The organism is Nonomuraea sp. NBC_00507, assembly GCF_036013525.1.
GTDB lineage: Bacteria > Actinomycetota > Actinomycetes > Streptosporangiales > Streptosporangiaceae > Nonomuraea.
In genome coordinates, this window is sequence record NZ_CP107853.1 from 6,319,823 (window position 1) to 6,339,435 (window position 19,613).

Annotated in this window: 16 protein-coding genes, 5 tRNA genes and 1 riboswitch; of the genes, 11 read left to right on the plus strand and 10 right to left on the minus strand. The window is 69.6% G+C overall.

Annotated elements, in window-relative coordinates; translation table 11 throughout:
- Positions 1–71 precede the first annotated feature (71 nt).
- Positions 72–452, plus strand: coding sequence for a VOC family protein (locus OHA25_RS30525; RefSeq protein WP_327590884.1), 381 nt, complete (start codon positions 72–74; stop codon positions 450–452).
- A gap of 263 nt (positions 453–715) precedes the next feature.
- Here OHA25_RS30525 and OHA25_RS30530 read toward each other — a convergent pair.
- The 5 genes from OHA25_RS30530 to OHA25_RS30550 form a co-directional block, all read right to left on the minus strand.
- A tRNA-Val gene (locus OHA25_RS30530) sits at positions 716–790 on the minus strand.
- 19 nt (positions 791–809) lie between these two features.
- Positions 810–881 (minus strand) — tRNA-Gly (locus OHA25_RS30535).
- A gap of 50 nt (positions 882–931) precedes the next feature.
- Positions 932–1,002: transfer RNA gene (locus tag OHA25_RS30540), tRNA-Cys, on the minus strand.
- Positions 1,003–1,017: 15 nt separating this feature from the next.
- Positions 1,018–1,089 (minus strand) — tRNA-Gly (locus OHA25_RS30545).
- Between the two features lie 91 nt (positions 1,090–1,180).
- Entirely contained in the window at positions 1,181–3,427 is a 2,247-nt protein-coding gene (locus OHA25_RS30550) for an N-acetylmuramoyl-L-alanine amidase (protein ID WP_327590885.1), read from the minus strand.
- Positions 3,428–3,612: 185 nt separating this feature from the next.
- On the opposite strand from OHA25_RS30550, the gene OHA25_RS30555 reads away from it, so the two are divergent.
- The 10 genes from OHA25_RS30555 (at position 3,613) to OHA25_RS30600 (ending at position 15,189) form a co-directional block, all read left to right on the plus strand.
- Entirely contained in the window at positions 3,613–3,888 is a 276-nt protein-coding gene (locus OHA25_RS30555) for a hypothetical protein (RefSeq protein WP_305921957.1), read from the plus strand.
- Positions 3,889–3,902: 14 nt separating this feature from the next.
- On the plus strand, positions 3,903–5,723 hold the full coding sequence (glmS, locus tag OHA25_RS30560) for a glutamine--fructose-6-phosphate transaminase (isomerizing) (RefSeq protein WP_327590886.1): 1,821 nt from the start codon (positions 3,903–3,905) through the stop codon (positions 5,721–5,723).
- A gap of 60 nt (positions 5,724–5,783) precedes the next feature.
- Positions 5,784–6,575 (plus strand): SAM-dependent methyltransferase, encoded by a 792-nt coding sequence (locus OHA25_RS30565; protein ID WP_327590887.1) that lies wholly within the window; start codon positions 5,784–5,786, stop codon positions 6,573–6,575.
- A gap of 126 nt (positions 6,576–6,701) precedes the next feature.
- A complete protein-coding gene (locus tag OHA25_RS30570; RefSeq protein ID WP_327590888.1) occupies positions 6,702–7,652 on the plus strand; it encodes a tripartite tricarboxylate transporter substrate-binding protein in 951 nt (316 codons plus the stop codon).
- Between the two features lie 4 nt (positions 7,653–7,656).
- Positions 7,657–7,852, plus strand: a riboswitch (cobalamin riboswitch).
- A gap of 88 nt (positions 7,853–7,940) precedes the next feature.
- On the plus strand, positions 7,941–10,109 hold the full coding sequence (locus OHA25_RS30575; RefSeq protein ID WP_327590889.1) for a ribonucleoside-diphosphate reductase subunit alpha: 2,169 nt from the start codon (positions 7,941–7,943) through the stop codon (positions 10,107–10,109).
- Between the two features lie 87 nt (positions 10,110–10,196).
- Entirely contained in the window at positions 10,197–11,192 is a 996-nt protein-coding gene (locus tag OHA25_RS30580) for a ribonucleotide-diphosphate reductase subunit beta (RefSeq protein WP_327590890.1), read from the plus strand.
- Between the two features lie 57 nt (positions 11,193–11,249).
- Positions 11,250–12,287 (plus strand): mechanosensitive ion channel family protein, encoded by a 1,038-nt coding sequence (locus tag OHA25_RS30585; protein ID WP_327590891.1) that lies wholly within the window; start codon positions 11,250–11,252, stop codon positions 12,285–12,287.
- Between the two features lie 225 nt (positions 12,288–12,512).
- Positions 12,513–12,587, plus strand: a tRNA-Pro gene (locus tag OHA25_RS30590).
- Positions 12,588–12,793: 206 nt separating this feature from the next.
- The gene (locus OHA25_RS30595; RefSeq protein ID WP_327590892.1) at positions 12,794–14,053 is read left to right on the plus strand and encodes an alpha/beta fold hydrolase; all 1,260 of its coding nucleotides are present in this window, start codon (positions 12,794–12,796) and stop codon (positions 14,051–14,053) included.
- Positions 14,054–14,178: 125 nt separating this feature from the next.
- Positions 14,179–15,189 carry a M36 family metallopeptidase gene (locus OHA25_RS30600; RefSeq protein ID WP_327591065.1) on the plus strand — a complete coding sequence of 337 codons (1,011 nt, stop codon included), beginning with the start codon at positions 14,179–14,181 and terminating at the stop codon, positions 15,187–15,189.
- A 189-nt stretch (positions 15,190–15,378) separates the two neighbouring features.
- On the opposite strand, the gene OHA25_RS30605 is transcribed toward OHA25_RS30600, so the two are convergent.
- From OHA25_RS30605 to OHA25_RS30625, 5 genes are read right to left on the minus strand one after another with little or no spacing between them, the layout of a single operon-like run.
- Positions 15,379–15,660, minus strand: coding sequence for a YciI family protein (locus tag OHA25_RS30605; RefSeq protein ID WP_305921965.1), 282 nt, complete (start codon positions 15,658–15,660; stop codon positions 15,379–15,381).
- Between the two features lie 26 nt (positions 15,661–15,686).
- The gene (locus OHA25_RS30610; RefSeq protein ID WP_327590893.1) at positions 15,687–16,634 is read right to left on the minus strand and encodes an amidohydrolase family protein; all 948 of its coding nucleotides are present in this window, start codon (positions 16,632–16,634) and stop codon (positions 15,687–15,689) included.
- Between the two features lie 5 nt (positions 16,635–16,639).
- On the minus strand, positions 16,640–17,755 hold the full coding sequence (locus tag OHA25_RS30615) for a vWA domain-containing protein (RefSeq protein ID WP_327590894.1): 1,116 nt from the start codon (positions 17,753–17,755) through the stop codon (positions 16,640–16,642).
- Positions 17,748–18,605: an AAA family ATPase gene (locus OHA25_RS30620; protein WP_327590895.1), complete on the minus strand. Its 858-nt coding sequence runs from the start codon at positions 18,603–18,605 to the stop codon at positions 17,748–17,750. Before OHA25_RS30620 ends, OHA25_RS30615 begins: the two co-directional genes overlap by 8 nt.
- Positions 18,595–19,611 (minus strand): xanthine dehydrogenase family protein molybdopterin-binding subunit, encoded by a 1,017-nt coding sequence (locus tag OHA25_RS30625; protein WP_327590896.1) that lies wholly within the window; start codon positions 19,609–19,611, stop codon positions 18,595–18,597. Before OHA25_RS30625 ends, OHA25_RS30620 begins: the two co-directional genes overlap by 11 nt.
- Positions 19,612–19,613 lie beyond the last annotated feature (2 nt).

Below are 19,613 nucleotides of genomic sequence, written 5' to 3' on the forward strand. Positions count from 1 at the left end.
CCGAGGGTCGGCATGTGGGTGGCAAGGGACGAGTAAACGGTCGCTCGACGGCTTCGCTAGGGTGAGCGGTCGTGCATCGCAGCCGCGTCTACGCCCTTCTCATCGACACCCCCTCGCCCGAAGCCGACCAGGCCGCGGCCTTCTGGGCGGCCGCGCTCGGGGCCACCGCCCGTCCCCTCGAGGGCGAGGAACAGTTCATCTCGCTCCACCAGGCCATTCCCGGGCTGGTCACGGCCGTCCAGGCAGTCGGTGACGCGCCCCGCTTCCACCTCGACATCGAGACCGATGACGTGGAGGCCGAGACGGCGCGCCTGCTGGCGCTCGGCGCGACCCCGGTGTCGCAGTGGATGGAGTGCCGGACCCTGCGCGCTCCCGGCGGGCACCTGCTGTGCGTGCTGCCCGTGGAGAGCGACAGGGAGGTGTTCGATGCCGAGGCCAACACCTGGCCGTGACGCGGCGGGCTCTCAGGCGCCGCCCCTCGCCGCCTTCAGGTGCGCGGCGGCCGCCTGCTCCAGGTGGACGAGGTCGGAGGCGACAGTGGCGATGCCGAACACCGCCTCGTCGGCAGCGGTCCCGACATGGCCGTCGTTCCCGAGGCGTCCCGTGGGTGGTCTACCGCGTGCGGCACCCTTTGCGTAGGGCGGGGCGGGGAGGATCTCCCCTGAACAACAAGAAACCCCAGGCTCCGGGTGTGCGGTGAGCTGGCGTCTTTGAGTGGTGGACGATACTGGGATTGAACCAGTGACCTCTTCCGTGTCAGGGAAGCGCTCTCCCGCTGAGCTAATCGTCCGTATTGAGTTATCACTCAGAGCGGAAGACGGGATTCGAACCCGCGACCCTCACCTTGGCAAGGTGATGCTCTACCACTGAGCCACTTCCGCATGGCGTTGCACTGTACTTTAGCGGATCCTGGAGGGTCCGCCGGTCGCCGAGGTGGAGACGGGATTTGAACCCGTGTAGACGGCTTTGCAGGCCGCTGCCTCGCCTCTCGGCCACTCCACCAGGAGTCTCGCTCCGAGCGGAAGACGGGATTCGAACCCGCGACCCTCACCTTGGCAAGGTGATGCTCTACCACTGAGCCACTTCCGCGTGAACCCCCGGCGACGTGCGCCGGGCCACGGGAAAACCATATCGTCTCCGCGGAGTGCCCGTGCGCACGCGAAGGTGCGCACCGCGAAATTCAAGGGATCAGGCGGACGTCCTTCGTCATCACGAACATCACCCGATGGCCCAGCTGGATCTGGTGGTAGCGGATTTTGCCGGTGGTCGTGACGTGCTTGGACGGGTGGAACGCGCCAGTGGCGTAGTAGGAGCCGGTGATGGTGTCGCCCACCGCGTACGTCTGCCCGGGGGAGATCGTGTACTGGAGTGGGGTCAAGGGCTGGTACGACGAAGGGTCCCGCGTATAGGCAGACTTTTCGGGATATGCGCGGCCGTACACCTTGGTGTTGGGTTTCAACGGTGTGACCAGTTGGCCCTTGGCCGGGACAGCGGTGGGGCTCGCGGCCGGGTTGTGGAACCACGCCTTCTGGCCCAGGTACCAGATGGCCGTCCAATCGCCCCGCCGCTCGGCGACGGCGAAGCGCTGACCCGTCGAGGCGCGGGCGGAGTGGTCGTGCACGCTGTAGGAGCCGGGCTTGCCCCCGTGCTTGCCCACGTCGGTGACCAGCGGGGAGGTCTCGCTCGGCGCCGTGTGCAGCCAGACGGTGGCGGCGCCGTGCGGCGGGCAGTCCTGGTCGCTCATGGCAACGGCGAGGCCCTGGGCGTTTTTGGCGGCGAGGGCTTGGTCGCTCTTGGTGGCGAGGCAGCCGGTGAAGCGAGGGCGGTTGGTGTCGTACGACGGGCGGATCATGACGGAGTCGCCGCCCTTCACGGCCGTGAGCGGACTGCCCATCAGGTCGAAGTAGTGGGCCCAGTCCCAGTAAGGGCCGGGGTCGTTGTGCATGCCGGCGACGGACTTCGGGGTGGCGCCCGGGACGTTGTCGTGGCCCAGGATGTGGGCGCGATCGAGCGGGATGCCGTACTTGTCGGCCAGATAACGGACGAGCTTGGCGGACGCCCGGTACATCGCCTCCGTGTACCACGTCCCTCCCTTCGCCAGGTACCCCTCGTGTTCAATGCCGATGGAGCGGGTGTTGACGTCCCAGTTGCCCGCATGCCAGGCGATGTCCCTCGTCGCCACATGCTGGGCGACATGTCCGTCACGGGAGCGGATCGTGTAGTGCCAGCTCACGTACTTCGGGTCGCCGATCATGGCGGGGATGCCCTGGAAGGTGCCTTCCGTGTCGTGGATGACGATGTAGTCGACGGATCGGGGGCGCAGCAGGCGGTCGTGATTGCCGTAGTCCCTGTTGTTCTTCTTGCCGAAACGCTGGTAGGCGGCGGGCATCCAGGCGCAGGCGAGGGAGGCCGGGCACTCCGCCGTCGCGGGCCTTTCCACCGGCGGTTCCGCCTGCTCGGCAGACCAATCCTGGGACAGGGGAGCGCTGTTCATGGACGGCAGCCCGTCGCCGTCCGCACCGAGGCCGGGCTGCCCGTCGGCCCCGCCGACCGTCTGGGTGCCGACTGCCGCATGCGGGGCGTCGCCTGCCGCCGGCTGGGCATTGACGTCCGGCAGCTGTGGATGGCCTGCCGCCTGCTGGGCATTGACGTCCGGCAACGGAGGGTAGCCCGCCGCCGGCTGGGCGCCCTCGCCGGCACCGGAGGACTGGGCCTCCGTGCCGGTGTACGGAACGCGCAGGCCCGGTACGGGGTCCAGTCGCACCACGTGCCCGTCGTCGGTGCGGCGGTGCATTCCCTCCTGGATCACCGCGAACACCTCGTCGGCGAACTCCCGCGCCGCTGCCGGGTCCTCCGCTCCCGAGTATCGGGCGATCGCGTCGTACCAGTCGGCCGGGTCGGTGCTGGGGCGCTGCTGGTAGGAGGCGAGCAGGGCGGCGCCTGCGCGGATGTTCGCGGAAGGGTCGGTCCGCAGCCGGGCCGGCTCCACGCCGGCCAGCCGCCCCGCCTCGGGCAGAGTGGTCCGCGGCGTCGCCTGGATCGTCCGTGGCGTCGTCTGGATCGTCCGTGGCGCCGCATGGGCGGTCCGCAGCGCCGCGGCGGGAGGCGCTGCGGTGGCCTGGCCCCGGTGTGGCGGCATCGGCCGGGCCTCGTCTCCCCGGGCGTCTCCCAGCGCGTCGCCGATCACCGTAGAGCCGGTGGGGATCGCGTCCACGAGGTGCATCGGCCCGTAACCGCCGGCGGTGCTCGGCCACCCACCGTGCGTGTCCCACCGGGACCCCAGGTACGCGACCCCGAGCAGCACGCTCACCGGCACCCCGAATTCGCGGGCGGCGGCCACGAAATCGTGCTGCCGCCCCGAGGCGAGGTCCTCCCCGGGCGCGGTGAGCACACCGGCGGCAAGGATGGCGGCGAGCAAGATCTGCATGACATCTCCCCCGTGCAACGTACGATCTGACTACTCAGCGTAACTGTTCCCAGAAAGGGATGTGTCAGACGGGACAGGTGATACGGATGAGGTCGCTGTTCCATGCCGCGTGGCGGAGTTAAATCCTGCCCGATATCGGGCAGGATGTTGGCGTGTCTCGTTCCAGAGCCGTAGTGTCCTCCTCTGTGTCCACGGCACGACATCCGTACGAAGATCTCATCGCGCACCTCACCAGGACGAGCCCGCTGGGGCCTGGAGAGGCCGCCCGGGTGGTCGCAGACGTGCTGTCGTACTTCTTCGAGTCCGTCGAGGAGTACGTCCGCCGCCGCCACGGCGAGCTGAAGTCCCGCGGCCTCACCAACGACGAGATCTTCCCCAGGATCGCCGCCGAGTTACGCGGCCGCCGCGTGGCCGCCCCAGAGCTGTCGCTCCGGCAGCTTCGCAGAATCGTTTACGGATAAAGAGGAGGACCTCGATGTGCGGAATCGTGGCCTACGTAGGCCCCAAGGACGCAGCGCCCATCCTGCTGGAGGGCATGCAGCGGCTTGAGTACCGGGGCTACGATTCGGCGGGGATCGTAGTGTCCAACAAAGGGCTGAAGGTCCGCAAGTGCAAGGGCCGGGTGGCCGACCTGGCCAAGGTCGTGCCCACGCGGTTCAAGGGCGGCCTGGGCATCGGGCACACCCGATGGGCCACGCACGGCGTCCCCAGCGATGAGAACGCCCACCCGCACCTGTCGGCCGACCAGCGCATCGCGGTCGTGCACAACGGCATCATCGAAAACGCCGGCGAGCTGCGCGCCAAGCTGATCGCCGACGGTGTCGAGTTCGCCTCGGAGACCGACACCGAGGTGCTCGCCCACCTGATCGCTCACGCCGTCGACGAGAACGACTCCCTGGAGGAGGCGGTCAGGAAGACGCTCAAGAGCATCGTCGGCACCTACGGCATCGCGGTCATCGACGCCGAGCGGCCCGGCGAGGTGGTCGTGGCGCGCAACGGCAGCCCGATCGTGCTCGGCATCGGCGAGAAGGAGATGTTCGCCGCCTCCGACGTGTCCGCCCTGGTCCGCTACACCCGCCAGGTCGTGCACCTGGAGGACGGCGAGCTGGCCGTGCTCAAGGCCGACGGCTTCCACACCTTCGCCAGTGACGCCCGCGAGACGGCCAAGGAGCCGCTGACCGTCGACTGGGACGCCGGACACTACGACACCGGCGGCTACGAGCACTACCTGCTCAAGGAGATCTCCGAGCAGCCCGAGACGATCACCCGCACGATGAGCGGCCGCCTCGACGAGCGCTTCCACGTCGCGCACCTCGGCGGGCTCAACATGGACGCCCGTGAGACGCGCGGCTTCCGCCGCGTGAAGATCATCGGCTGCGGTTCCGCGTACTACTCGGGGCAGATCGGCGCGCAGCTCATCGAGGAGCTGGCGCGCATCCCGTCCGACGCCGAGCCGGCCAGCGAGTTCCGCTATCGCAACCCGGTCGTCGACCCCGACACGCTCTACGTCGCGATCAGCCAGTCGGGCGAGACCTACGACACGCTCGCCGCCGTGCAGGAGCTCAAGCGCAAGGGCGGCCGGGTCATCGGCATCGTCAACGCCGTGGGCAGCGCCATCGCCCGCGAGGTGGACGGCGGCATCTACCTGCACGCAGGGCCGGAGGTCTCCGTCGCCTCGACCAAGGCGTTCACCTCGACCGCGATCGCGTTCGCGCTGCTCGCGCTGCACCTGGGCCGGGTGCGCGACCTGTCGCCGGCCGACGGGCGGCGCATCGTGGAGGGCCTGCGCCGGCTGCCGGGGCAGATCGAGGAGATCCTCACCCAGGGCGACAAGATCGCCGAGCTGGCGCGCAAATACGCCGAGCACCCGAGCATGATGTTCGTCGGCCGCGTGCGCGGCTACCCGGTGGCCAGGGAGGGCGCGCAGAAGCTCAAGGAGATCTCGTACGTGCACGCCGAGGCCTACCCGGCCAGCGAGCTCAAGCACGGCCCGCTCGCGTTGATCGGCCCCGACATGCCGACGGTCGCGATCGTCCCCGACGACGAGCTGCTCGACAAGAACCTCACCACGCTCGGCGAGATCCGCACCCGCGGCGGCCGGGTGCTGATGGTGGGCCACCGCGAGCCCGAGCACAAGCTGGCCGACGACGTGATCGTGATCCCCAAGAACGAGATCGAGCTCGACCCGATCCTGCTGACAATCCCGCTCCAGCTGCTCGCCTACCACGCCGCGGTCGCGCTCGAACGCGATGTGGACAAGCCGCGCAATCTTGCAAAGAGCGTAACTGTCGAGTAATCGGCTCCAATTCAGCCGCAAACCTCGTTATTCCGCTGCGAACGACATAAATTCAGTGGTGTGCGGCCGTTCGACCAACACAGGCCCAATCCCGCACGCATGTACGACTACATGCTCGGCGGGTCGGCCAACTACGCGGTCGACCGGGAGGCCATCGAGCAGCTCGCGGAGCTGATCCCGGAGGCGGTCCCGCTGGCCCGCGCCAACCGGGCCTTCCTGCAGCGTGCCGTTCGGTACGTGGCCGCCGCCGGGGTACGCCAGTTCCTCGACCTGGGCAGCGGGCTGCCGACCCAGGGCAGCGCGCACGAGGTCGCACCCGAGGCCCGGGTCGTCTACGTCGACCACGACCCGGTGGTCGCCACGCACGCCAAGGCCCTGCTCGCGGAGCTCGCCGAAGCACGAGCTCCGCGAGCTCCGGGCAGGGCACTCGTGGTCGAGGCCGACCTGCTGGACCCCGACGACGTGCTGGCCCAGGCCGGGCGGTTCCTCGACCTGGCCGAGCCGGTCGGGGTGGTGCTGGTGTCGATCCTGCACTTCCTGCCCGACTCCGCGCAGCCGCAGCGGGCGGTGGCCGCGCTGCGCGAGCGGATGCCCCCCGGCAGCCATCTCGTGATCACCCACGCCACCACCCGAGGACGGCTGGAGGAGGAACGGCCGCAGGGCCCGGCGGCGAGTGGCGGCGATCGTACACCCGCTGAGATCCGCGCGTTCTTCGGCGATTTCGTGCTGGAGCCACCGGGGCTGGTGCAAGCCGTCGACTGGCGTCCTGACCGGCCCAAACTGGTGGGGGACTGGTCGTTGCCGTCGTCACTGATGGCGGGCGTGGCGAAAAAGGTAGCAGCGAAAAAGTAGCTGTTTGACCGAATTAATCCCGCTATTTCAGCATCTATCTTCGGCGCGATCTCAACACGTACGTGTGCATCTCTCTGTAATGGGTGAATAACTTAGGGTAAGGGGGGTCGGGCGAAGGAGAGGCACATGCGCCGTCGGCGGTTCTTCGCATGGGGGCTGGGCGTGGCCGCGATCGCGGCCGGCTGCGGGACCGGGCACGTCACCGGCGGCGGCGGGGCGGGCCGGCGGGCCGAGTTCTCGATCAACCCGGGCGGGCGCCGCTGGGACCGGGTCGGGCAGGCGTTCGCCGGCGCGGCCCGCACCTCCGGGTACGAGACCGGCACCGGGACGAGGGTCACCGTGACCGGCCTGCCCGCGCTGGCCGCCGCCGAGCTGAACAATGCCGAGACGCTGCTCGACACCGCCACGCCGCTGTCCAGGCTGGCCGGCGACGTGGAGGTCGTTGTCGTGCCCGCGAACTCCCGCTTCAAGGACTTCGCCGACTTCGGCGCCCACCTGCTGGCCTGGCCGGGTCAGACGCCGCTGGCGGGCGGGCCGGAGGGGGCGCCCGACCACCTGCTGTTCGGACTGATCGCCAAGGGGCTCGGCGCGGACACCAGGCAGGTCGACTACACCGGCTATCCCAGCAGCCAGGAGGCCATGATCGCGCTGCTGTCCGGCAAGGCCGCGGCCGCCGCCGGGCTGCTCCCGGACTGGCGTGGGAGCATCGGCCAGGGCCGGGTGCGGGCGCTGGCGGTCTCTTCCGCCGTCCGGGTGCCCGACTTCGACGTGCCGACGTTGCTGGAGTCCGGCGTACGCGTGGACTTCGCCGACTGGACGGCCGCTTTCGGGCCCGACGACATGCCGGAGGAGAGCCGCGCATCGGCCATTCGCATGTGCGAGGACGTCACCGCCTCGCCCGGCTGGCGGGCCGCCTGCCGGGCGGCCGGCTGGATCTCGATCCCGCTCAGCGGCGACGACTTCGCGCGATGGCTCGGCTCCGAGGTGGAGCGCACCCGCGCCGTCCTGCGGGACTTCGGCCTCGTGGACGCGACCAAAGCCACAACATGCTGGGGTAGTTGCGGGAACGGCCACTAGATGTAGGATCCTGATCGTCGCTGGTTCGCCTCCCTGGAGGCGAAGCAAAAGGGAACCCGGTGCGATTCCGGGGCTGCCCCGCAGCGGTGAGCGGGAACGACCGCCGTCATGAGCACTGGAGCGATCTGGGAAGCGACGGCCATTAGGAGCCTTTGAGCGCGCCCGCGAGCCCGAAGACCTGCCAGTGGCGTGCAGTGTCCATGGCCTCGAGGGAGGGCCGCGGAGCGACGGGGACCCGCCGTGCTCTCGCGCTGCCCTCACGGGGATGAGCTCGCGAGGAGAGAGCACGTGACGCAGGTCATTGAGATCGACCGCCGGCTGGCCATCGAGGAGGCCGCGGCCCGGGTGATCACCGACCCGGCCAACTCCAGGGTCGCCGCCCGGCTGCTGGCCGAGGAGATCGCCGACGAGGCGGCCGGGCACGGGGTGCGGACGTTCTCCGAGTCCATCGCCGCCACCCACACGGCCGGGCTGATCCAGGACGGGCTGGCCGCGTTCGTCGCCACGCACGCCGCCGAGCTGGACGCGCTGATCTCGGAGGAGGCCGACGGCCGGTTCGAGTACTTCGGCCTGCGCACCGTCTACGACCGCTACCTGCTGCGCCACCCCGAGACGCGGGCCGTGCTCGAGCGGCCGCAACACTTCTTCCTGCGCGTGGCCTGCGGGCTGTCGGAGACGGTGGGGGAGGCCGCCGAGCTCTATGCCCTGATGTCCACGCTGTCCTACCTGCCCAGCTCGCCCACATTGTTCAACTCCGGCGCCCGACGGCCGCAGCTGTCGTCGTGCTTCCTGCTCGACTCGCCGCGCGACGAGCTGGAGTCGATCTACGACCGGTACGGCCAGGTGGCGCGGCTGTCGAAGTACGCCGGCGGCATCGGCATCTCCTGGACCCGGGTGCGCTCGCGCGGCTCCCTGATCCGAGGCACGAACGGCCACTCCAACGGCATCGTCCCGTGGCTGCGTACCCTCGACTCCTCGGTCGCGGCGGTCAACCAGGGCGGCCGGCGCAAGGGCGCGGCCTGCGTCTACCTGGAGACCTGGCATGCCGACATCGAGGAGTTCCTGGAGCTGCGCGACAACACGGGCGAGGACGCGCGCCGCACCCACAACCTCAACCTGGCCAACTGGGTGCCCGACGAGTTCATGCGCCGGGTGGAGGCCGATGAGGTCTGGTCGTTGTTCGACCCGAAGGAGGTACCCGACCTCACGGACCTGTACGGGGAGGCGTTCACGGCCGCGTACCGGGCGTACGAGGCCGCCGGGCGCCATGTCCGGCAGATCCCCGCCCGCACCCTGTACGGCCGCATGATGCGCACCCTCGCCCAGACCGGCAACGGCTGGATGACGTTCAAGGACGCTGCCAACCGCACCTCCAACCAGACCGCCCGTCCCGAGAACGTCATCCACCTGTCGAACCTGTGCACCGAGATCCTCGAGGTCACCAGCGACGGCGAGACCGCCGTGTGCAACCTCGGCTCGATCAACCTGGCGGCCCACCTGACCGCCGGGGGCATGGACTGGGAGCGGCTGCGCCGCACCGTCCGCACCGCGGTGCGCTTCCTCGACCGCACTATCGACCTGGGCTTCTACCCGACGCCCGAGGCAGAGGCGGCCAACAAGCGGTGGCGGCCGATCGGCCTCGGCGTGATGGGCCTGGCCGATGTCTACTTCACCCTGCGGCTGCCGTTCGACTCCCCGCAGGCCCTCGCCCTGTCCACGCGGATCGCCGAGGAGATCGCGCTGGCCTCGTACGACACCTCGGCCGACCTGGCCGCCGAGCGCGGCAGGCACCCGTCGTACGCCGACACCCGGGCGGCCGGGGGAGTCCTGCACCCGGACCACTACGTGGCGAGCACGCCGCCCTGGGACGCCCTGCGTCAGAAGATCGCGATCAACGGTCTCCGCAACTCCCTCATGATCGCCATCGCGCCGACCGCCACGATCGCCTCCATCGCCGGCTGCTACGAGTGCATCGAGCCGCAGGTGTCCAACGTGTTCAAGCGCGAGACCCTGTCAGGGGAGTTCCTCCAGGTCAACCGCTACCTGGTGGCCGACCTGCAGGCACGCGGGCTGTGGACGCAGCAGCTGCGCGACGCGATCAAGCGCGCCGACGGCTCGATCCAGGACGTCCCCGGCATCCCCGACGACCTGAAGCCGCTCTACCGGACCGCCTGGGAGCTGCCGCAGAAGGCGCTGATCGACCTGGCGGCGGCGCGGCAGCCGTACATCGACCAGTCGCAGTCGCTCAACCTCTTCATGGCCAGCCCGACCATCGGCAAGCTCTCCTCGATGTACGCCTACGCCTGGAAAACGGGCCTGAAGACCACCTATTACCTGCGCTCGCGCCCTGCGACCCGCATCGCCCAGACCACGGTGGCCGCCTCCGCTCCGGAGGCCGTGGCAGAGGCCGTCGCGTGCTCACTGGAGAACCCAGAGGTCTGCGAAGCCTGCCAGTGACCCGGTGACCACTTCACCGAAGAACGCGGCCACCGATGCGCTCGTCACGGCGCGCACCCCGTGAAGAAATGTTTTGAGGAGAAAACGTTGCTGCTCGACCCCGGCATGGACCTCACCCTCCGCCCCATGCGCTATCCGGACTTCTACGAGCGCTACCGCGCCGCCATCCGGAACACGTGGACGGTGGAGGAGGTGGACCTGCACTCCGATCTCGCCGACCTGACGAAGATGACGCCGCAGGAGCGGCACCTCATCAACCGCCTGGTCGCCTTCTTCGCCACCGGCGACTCCATCGTGGCCAACAACTTGGTGCTCAACCTCTACCAGCACGTCAACGCCCCCGAGGCCCGCCTCTATCTCAGCAGGCAACTGTTCGAGGAGGCCGTCCACGTGCAGTTTTACCTGACCCTGCTCGACACCTACCTCCCCGACCTCGACGAGCGGGTGAAGGCGTTCGCCGCCATCGAGCACATCCCGGCGATCCGCGACAAGGCGGAATTCTGCTTCAAGTGGATCGACTCCATCAATGGCCTGGAGCGCCTGGAAACCGCTGCCGAGCGCCGCCGATTCCTCCTCAACCTCATCTGCTTCGCCGCCTGCATCGAGGGCCTGTTCTTCTACGGCGCCTTCGCCTACGTGTACTGGTTCCGCTCCCGAGGCCTCCTCGGGGGCCTGGCCACCGGCACGAACTGGGTGTTCAGGGACGAGTCCATGCACATGGAGTTCGCCTTCAGCGTGGTGGACACGGTCCGGGCCGAGGAGCCGTCGTTGTTCGACGACGAGCTGGGCAAGCAGGTCACCGCCATGCTGGAGGAGGCCGTGGCGGCCGAGCTGGCCTTCGCCGAGGACCTGTGCGGCGATGGCATGGCCGGCATGAGCGTGGACCAGATGCGCCAATACCTGGAGTACGTCGCCGACCAGCGCCTGGCCAGGCTGGGCCTGCCCCGCCACTACGGCTCCGCCAACCCCTTCGCCTTCATGGAGCTGCAGGACGTCCAGGAGCTGGCCAACTTCTTCGAACGGCGTGTCTCCGCTTACCAAGTGGCGGTTGAGGGCAATGTGACCTTTGACGAGACGTTTTAAGACAAAGGGGGCATCAGCGTGCAGTCTCCGTCGGACTGGCCCATTCTCGTAATCTCGGTGATCGGGGCGATCATCCTGGTCGAGGCGGTCCGCCGGACGCTGAACAGGATCGGGCGCAAATTCGCGCTCGCCCGGCATCTGGTGGAGCACTGCACGTGGCCCGCGTTCACGGTGGCCGCCGTCCTGGCGTTCAATCTGGTGTTCGGCCCCGGCATCTTCGGCGACTCGCCGTCCGAGCGGAGCCTCGCCGGCACGGTCGAGCGGGTGCTCGGCCTCGTCTCGATCGCGGCGATCACCTGGCTGATCGTGCAGGCCACGTACGCGCTGACGGACGTCATCCTCGATCGGCTGGTGCAGGTCGAGGGCGAGCGCAACCGCCGGGCGCGGCGGATCATGACCCAGATCGCGCTGGTCCGCCGGGTCGCCGGCGCGATCATCATCGTGGTCGCGGTCGGCGCGATGCTCTTCTCCTTCCCACAGGTGCGGGCCCTCGGAGCCGGCCTGCTCGCCTCGGCCGGCATCGCGGGCGCCATCGTCGGCATCGCCGCCCAGCCCACCATCGGCAACATGCTCGCCGGGCTCCAACTCGCCTTCAGCGACGCGCTCCGCCTCGACGACGTCGTCGTGGTCGAGGACGAATGGGGCAGAGTCGAGGAGCTCACCCTCACGTACGTCGTGCTGCGCCTGTGGGACGAGCGCCGGCTCGTCCTGCCGGTCAGCTATTTCACCCAGACCCCGTTCGAGAACTGGACCCGGCACGGCAGCCGCGTCCTCGCCGTCGTGTTCCTGCGCGTGGACTGGTCGGTGCCGGTGAAAAAACTCCGCGAGGCCCTGTACGAGTTCCTGCAGGGCAACCCGCTGTGGGACCAGAAGGACTGGACGCTCCAGGTCACCGATGTGCTGCCCAACGGACTGGTCGAGCTCCGCGCCCTCATGAGCGCCGCCGACTCGCCGTCCTCCTGGGATCTCAAGTGCGACGTACGGGAATTCCTCGTCGACTACGTCAGGGACAACTTCCCGGAATCCCTGCCCCGCTTCCGCGTCGAAACCCCGGAGAGCAGGGTCGGCTTGCCTTGGGAACACGCGGAGAAATAAATAGGTGGCCCGCGCGCCGATCATCGGTTTACCGTGGTAACCGTCCACCCGAGAAGAGCAAGCAGCGAAAGGCGGCGAAAAATGCGCGACCTGAGCACTGTCCGGCCGCTCGCGGCCTGCCCCGAGCCGCCGCCGCGCAGGTTTTCCGGATAGTCCCCGAGGACTACCAGGAAAGCCGTCTCGACCATATCCGAGGCGGCTCTTTTCATGCACGACATCACATATCCGAGTGTGGGGTAGCTTGGTCGCCCGCCTGCCTTGGGAGCAGGAGCATCGCAGGTTCGAATCCTGCCACTCGGACGACGGCCCTGAAAGAAAAGGGCCGCGGGCCACGGCCTGGCCGACGGGAATGGCGCCCCCCGGCCGGACCACGCCCTCGCCCCGGGCGCGGCCCACGCCAGCCAAGCCCGGGGCCCAGCCGCTGCCTGCACGGGAATGCACGCCACCTGTGGCACGCCTTGCGCAAGCATGAGAAGTGGGGGTGGTGCGTGCACTAGCGTCCCCTTATGGCTACTTTCGCCAGGCTGACCGGACGGGCGGTGGCGGGCGCCGGAGTGCTGGCGCTGTCGCCGGTCCTGGGGCTGGCCACGCTGGCCGGGATGGCGATGGTGGGCGCGGAGCCGACGGCGTTCGCGGTGACGGGCCTGGCGGTGTTCGCGTCGGTGTTCTTTCTGGGCCTGCTGCTGTGCGTGCCGAGGCCGAGGGTGGCGTGGGGGCGATGGTTACGCGCGGCGGTGATCCTCGGGGTGGAGGCGACGGTGGTGTGGCACGTCAGTGTGGCCACCTTGCGCCCGGCTCCGTCTCACGCTCCGCCGGCGCCGGTGGCCGGGCAGCGCGAGTGGCGGCTGCCGACGGGCTCGGTGCTGGCGTACGTGCGGCTCGCGCCGAAGCGGGTCACCCGGCCCGACCCCGTGGTGTTCCTGCACGGCGGCCCAGGCGTGGCCGATCTGGCGGCGTCCTCGGCGTTCTTCGGGAAGCTGGCGGCGGACGGCTATCAGGTGTACGTCTATGACCAGCTCGGGGCCGGGCGCTCGGCGCGGCTGCGGGACCCTCGGGGGTACGGGCTGACGCGCGACGTGGCGGATCTGGAGGCCATCCGCCAGGCGGTGGGCGTCAAGCGGCTGAACCTGATCGCCCAGGATTACGGCGCCCAGCTCGCGGCCGCCTACCTGACCGCGCACCCGGACCGCGTCGCGAGGGCGGTGCTCTCCTCCCCGGCCGGACTTTTCCCGGCAGGACCGTCCCGGGGCGCATCCGCCTGGGAGCCCCAAGGGCGGGAGGCGGACGGGAAGGTCGAGGTGGCGGCGGTGTTCGGACGCGACGGGACACCGGACCCGCGCCTGCTCGCCGTCTCTACGCTGTTGCGGGTGGACCCGCGGGCGGCGCACGCGTTTGCGGGTGACCGGGAGTTGGACGCCTACCTCGACCTCGTCCGCGAGGGAGCCCCGCACCCCTGCCCCGCCGCCGCAACCGGTTCTGGCGGGTACGTCGGCCTGACCGGGCGGGCCGCGCCGGGGTCGCTCCGGCCGAGCCTGGCGATGGTGACGGTGCCCGTGCTGATCGTCAAGGGCCAGTGCGATGAGCAGAGCTGGGCGTCGGCCATGGACTACCGGCGGGCGCTGCCCTCGGCCAGGCTGGCCTACCTCGGCGGCGGCACGTACCAGAGCGAGGCGTATCTCGGGCTGCTGCGGGCGTTTCTGTCCGGCCGTGCGGTGCCCGCCTACGAGGGCCAAGGCCCGCCCCCTGGTTACCGAGGCCCCGCCTGACCAAGTCCCCACTCATCCGCTTCTTGGCGGCCGGCGGCGTGGCATGCACGCCGAAGCCGCCGCTCGCCTGCAGGCCGGGGCTGGTCGACGGTGCCGTCCCTAGGCGCCATAGTACGAGAGTGTTGATGTTCACCCCCCGGCACCGCCGGACTACCGCCTGCCTCACCGTCGCTACCGCCGCGGCGCTGCTCGTCCCCGGCACCGCCCACGCCGGCACCGACCCCACCGCCACGGTCTTCTACCCCAACCCGGTCCAGACCCTCGGCAACCAGTTACTGGCCGACGACAAGGACCGCGACAGCGCGGCCTTCGCCCTCGCCTACCGCACCGTCACTCTCGCCGACCTGGACGGCTCCGGAACCCTCACCGGGCGTTACGTCCGGGTCAAGAGCGAGACCGGCAAGCCGGCGAGGGGCACCTTCTCCTTCCACCGCGACACCGACCAGTTCGAGCAGGTGATGGGGTACTACTGGGTCACCACCGCCCAGCACTACCTGCAGTCGCTCGGCTTCGGCTCCCGACTGCGCCCGGTCAACCAGCGCCAGATCGAGTTGCGGATCAACCAGTATGGTCCCGACAACTCCTTCTTCCGCGAGGACAAGGCCAACATCACCCTCGGTAAGGGAGGGGTGGACGACGCGGAGGACGCCGAGGTGATCGTCCACGAGTACGGTCACTCGGTGCAGGACGGTCAGGTGCCTGGCTTCGGCACCACGCTGGAGTCCGGCGCGATCGGCGAGGGCTTCAGCGACTACCTCGCCGTCGCCGTGACGAGCTGGAAGACCGGCGTGCCCGCCAACGCGCCGGAGGCCTGCGTCGCCGACTGGGATGCGGTCTCCTACACCTCCACCACCCCACACTGCCTGCGCCGCCTCGACGGTACCAAGCGCTACCCGGAGGACGCGGTGGGCGAGGTCCACCGCGACGGTGAGATCTGGTCGGCGGCCCTGTACGACATCCGCGCCCGCCTGGGTGACAGTCTAGGCAGCACGATCATCATCGATGCCCAGTTCGACTTCGCCAAGGACACCACGTTCCGTGCCGCCGCTGAGGCGACGATGGCCACGGCGCAACGCCACGGCGGCGCCGCCGCCACCGCAGTCCGCGAAGCCTTCGCATCCCGAGGCCTTCTCTGACCGAACAGCACTCCGCCGGAGCAGGCGTGCCTCGCGGGCGCTACCGCGCCCGCGAGGCACGCCGTCAACAAGCCCACTTGTTCACCTGGCGGCCCTTGCTCCGGTAGTTACCGCTCTGTGCTGCATCCGACGACGGCAAGCACGGCAATCCGCGACACGGTCGGCTTGGCGGCCTCGCCCTGAGCGGCTCTAGCCGGAGCCGAGCGAGCCGACCGTCACACGCCACTCGCGCAGCTCGCGATCCTTGGTGACCTGCAGCTGTGTGTAGGGGTCCTGGTCGACGAGCGCCTGCGCCGCGGTCTCGTCCTCCGCCTGCAGGACGATCATGCCGGCCGTCAGGTCCGTGTAAGGGCCGGCCGCGACGAGGCTGCCCTGCTCCAGGAGCTTGTTCAGGTGTGCGAGATGGTCCTCGCGGCGCTCCGCTCTCAGTGGGGTGTCGTTGTAGCCGTAGGTCAGGACGAACAGTGCCATGCCGAGATGCTCCTTTTCCGCTGTTTCTACTGTTGGACGACCGGGACCGTTTGACGTTGCCCGTCGAGGCCTCCCAGCCCGTACACCCGTCGTGCATTGCCGGCGAAGACGTCGCGTTGGCCGGCGGGCGGGAGGTGGGCCAGCGCGTCCTTCCACGTGCCGACCAACTGCGGCATGGTGGTCCAGATCTTCTCGACCGGGAAGTTGGTGCCGAACATGGCCCGGTCGGTGCCGAACCAGCCGATCACCTGGTCGGCGACCATGGAGATGAGATCGGGATCCACGCGGTGGACGAAGGTGCCCTGCCCGGTGAGCTTGACGACGATGTTCGGCCGCTCGGCCAGCGCGGCCATCCCGGCCCGCCACGGCTCGAGCCACTCGTGGCCGATGAGCATGCCCGCGTGCACGAGGACGAAGGTGACGTCCGGGAAGGCGGCCGCCAAGTCGACCGCATCCGGCATCTGTTCGGGAAAGACCTGCAGTTCGAACAGCCAGCCGAGGTCGGCGAGCGCGCCGACGTTCTTGCGGAAGACCGGATCCTTCATACGGTCGGGCGCCGTGGCGAACCGGAACTCCGGGCGCTCGTGCCAGTGCAGCTGCTGCCGGATCCCCCGGATCAGCGGGGTGAGCGCAGCCTGCCGTCGCATGATCTCCGGAGCGGCCTCGTCGAACATGTCGGCCGACCCGATGACGGCCATCGGCCAGCCCGTCTCCTGATGAACCTCGCGGAGCCATCGCACCTCGTCCACGACCCGGTCGAGCGGCCAGTTCGTCTGCACGTAGACCGACTCGCTGATGCCCGAGGCCGTGGCGTCGGCGATGTACTCGTCGATGAGGTAATCCCGCCTGATCGGCTCGTACGGCCCGAAGATCCGCGGCACCATCGGGCCGGACAGCCACGGCAGGTCCCCGGCCCGCCAGATGTGATGGTGCGAGTCGACGATGTCGCCCGAGTAGCGGGTCGTCTCCGACATGACGATCACTCCCTGACCAAGGTCTGTACCTGCTCGTACGCCGTACGCAGGTCGCGTACGCCGGCAAGTGCGTCCACACTGCCGAGCACGGCCGACATGCCGCGGGTGACCGGCCGGTACGCCGGGTCGCAGGCGAGCGGCGACCACCACAGCAACCGGTGGCTCAGCAGCGACAACCGCCGCACTGCCGCCTGCATGGGCCCGCAGTCGCCGCGTTCCAGGCCGTCCGAGAGCACGATCACGAGGGCGCCGCGCGCCACGGTGACATAGCGGGCGTTGCCGAGGAACTCCTGGAGCGAGGCGCCGATCCGCGTCCCGCCCTCGGCGTCCAGGACGACGTCGCTCAGCGAGCCCACGGCCGCATCGACGTCCCGGGCGCGCAGCGGCCCGGTGACGCGGGTCAGCCGGGTGCCGAAGGTGAACACCTCGGCGCGTTCGAGGCGTCCGACCACGGCGTGGGCGAAGCGGAGGTAGTCGGAGCTGTGCTGCTTCATCGACCCGGACACGTCGATGAGCAGCAGCACGCGGCGCTGCCGCCGCGGACGGGTCCGCCGCCGCAACGTCAGGATCTCGCCGTGGCCGCGCCAGGACTCACGGCAGATCCTGGCGACGTCGATCCACGGCCCTCGCCGGGCGGGCCGGCGGCGGCGTGACCGGACCGTCGGCACCGCGCTGGGCAGCTCCCGCCGCAGCAGCGAGAGCACTGCCCGGTCGTCCTCGCTCGCCGGGCCGAACACCGGGCGTCTGTCGCGCTCCGAGGAGCCGGCCTTGAGGCCCGCCTCCCCGCCGAACGTTGCCGTGAAGGGAGCTTCGTCCCCCTCTCCACCCGGCGCGGGGGTCTCGTCGTCGGGGGACTCCTGATCGCGGACGGGCCGTGCCGTGACCTCCCCGAACCAGCGCTCGAACGTGGGGGAGTAGACCTCCAGGTCCTCGCTGGAGGTGGTGAGCGTGGCCGCCCCGATCCAGTAGAGGTGCGTGGCGTCGCGCGGGCCGGCGGCCTCGATCGCCTGAAGGAAGATCCGCTGTCGGGGCACCGGCACGCGCAGGCCCTGATCGTGCAGGTCCCGCAGGAACCCGTGCACATGATCGCCGATGCGGGCGACGAGGGACCGCTCAGTCACGGAACACCTCCGCGGCATGGCGGCCGACGAGGGCCAGGTCCTCCTCGTGCTTGACGAGCAGCCCCGCGGACCGGCGCATCGCCTCCAGCCAGCTCGAGCCCTCGCGGGCCAGCGCCTGCACGCCGCGGGCCCAGGAGACCGACTCCGCGATGCCGGGGCGCTTCAGCAGAGCCAGTCCGCGGATGCGATGCACGGCGGTCACGAGACGGGCCGCGCTCCTCTCGTCCAGACCCGGCGCCTGCGCCCGGATGATCGCTCGCTCCCGTTCGGCGTCGGGGAAGGGGATCCAGTGGTAAAGGCACCGGCGCTTGAGCGCGTCGTGCAGTTCGCGGGTCCGGTTCGAGGTGAGGATGACGAACGGAGCGCTCGCCGCCCTGATGGTGCCGATCTCCGGGATGGTGATCTGGAAGTCGCCGAGGAACTCCAGGAGAAACGCCTCGAACTCGCTGTCCGCACGATCGATCTCGTCGATCAGCAGCACCGCCCCGGATGCCGCCCGCAGCGACCGCAGCAGCGGGCGCTGCAGCAGGAACTCCTCGCGGTACAGGTCGCCGACGCCGCGCCCCTCCACCTCGGCGGCCCGCAGGGACAGCAGCTGCTTCGGGTAGTCCCACTCGTACAGGGCCTGGGAGGCGTCCAGCCCCTCGTAGCACTGCAGCCGGATCAGCTCGCGGTCGAGGACCCGGGCCAGGACGTTCGCGACCTCGGTTTTGCCGACCCCCGGCTCACCCTCCAGCAGCAGCGGCAGCCCGAGCACGCCGGCCAGGTGGACGGCGGTGAGCAAGCCCTCGTCGGCGAGGTAGCCCTCCGCGGCCAGCCGCCGATCCAGCACGTCCTGATCAGCCGGCACGGCCGGCCCGCAGCTCGTCGAGTCCGCGCAGCACCTTCTCCGGAGTGAACGGCATGCTCGTCAGCCGTACGCCGACCGCGTCGTACACGGCGTTGGCGATCGCGGGGATCGGCGCGTTCGCCGTCATCTCACCGATTCCCTTCGCGCCGAACGGCCCGTTGTCAGCGGGCCGTTCGAGGAACACGCTGGTTTGCGCCGGGATGTCAGCCGGCCCCGGCATCAGGTATTCGGTGAAATCGACAGGGCCGTGCTCGCGGGAGCCCGGATAGTACGGCTCGGTCGACTCGAACAGCGCGTGCGACAGGCCCATCCAGGCGCCGCCCTCCACCTGCTGCGTCGCGATGGCCGGGTTGAGCGCCCGGCCGATCTCGTAGGTGTTGTAGAGCCGCAGCACCTCGATCACGCCGGTCTCATCGTCGACCTCGACCTCGGCCACCGTGCACGCGTGCGCCTGGCAGGAGTCCGGGTCCATCTCGCCGGTCTCCGGCACCGGGGTGCTCGGCTCCTTGAGGAAGATGCCCCGGCCGGAGATGGTCCGGCCCTGCCGGAAATGCGCGGCGAGCGCGACCTCGCTGATGTTGATCTTCTTTTCCGACGATCCCTTGAGGCGGATGAAGCCCGTGCCGTCGGTCTCCAGATCCTCCGCGTCGACCTCCAGCTCGTCGGCGGCGACCTGGAGCATGACGTCCCTGGCCTCGCGCGCCGCCATGATCACGGCGTTGCCGACCCGGTGGGTGCCGCGGCTGGCGAACGTCCCCATGCAGTGCGGGCCGGTGTCGGTGTCGGCGGTGTCGACGATGATGTTCTCGATCGGGATGCCGAGCGTCTCCGCCGCGCATTGGGCGACGACCGTCCGCAGCCCCTGGCCGAGATCCACCGAGGAGAGCGTGACGACGAATCCGCCCATCGTGGTGGCGTGGACGAGTGCCTGCGACGGGTCGCCGCCGAGGTTCATCCCGGTCGGGTAGTTGACCGCCGCGTATCCGCGCCCATGACGTAACGCCATCG

Excerpts from the sequence above, each read along its gene's own strand:
- OHA25_RS30550 (WP_327590885.1), bottom strand. The coding sequence starts at position 3,427 with ATGCAGATCTTGCTCGCCGCCATCCTTGCCGCCGGTGTGCTCACCGCG.
- glmS (WP_327590886.1), top strand. The coding sequence starts at position 3,903 with ATGTGCGGAATCGTGGCCTACGTAGGCCCCAAGGACGCAGCGCCCATC.
- OHA25_RS30570 (WP_327590888.1), top strand. The coding sequence starts at position 6,702 with ATGCGCCGTCGGCGGTTCTTCGCATGGGGGCTGGGCGTGGCCGCGATC.
- OHA25_RS30595 (WP_327590892.1), top strand. The coding sequence starts at position 12,794 with ATGGCTACTTTCGCCAGGCTGACCGGACGGGCGGTGGCGGGCGCCGGA.
- OHA25_RS30600 (WP_327591065.1), top strand. The coding sequence starts at position 14,179 with ATGTTCACCCCCCGGCACCGCCGGACTACCGCCTGCCTCACCGTCGCT.
- OHA25_RS30605 (WP_305921965.1), bottom strand. The coding sequence starts at position 15,660 with ATGGCACTGTTCGTCCTGACCTACGGCTACAACGACACCCCACTGAGA.
- OHA25_RS30610 (WP_327590893.1), bottom strand. The coding sequence starts at position 16,634 with ATGTCGGAGACGACCCGCTACTCGGGCGACATCGTCGACTCGCACCAT.
- OHA25_RS30625 (WP_327590896.1), bottom strand. The coding sequence starts at position 19,611 with ATGGCGTTACGTCATGGGCGCGGATACGCGGCGGTCAACTACCCGACC.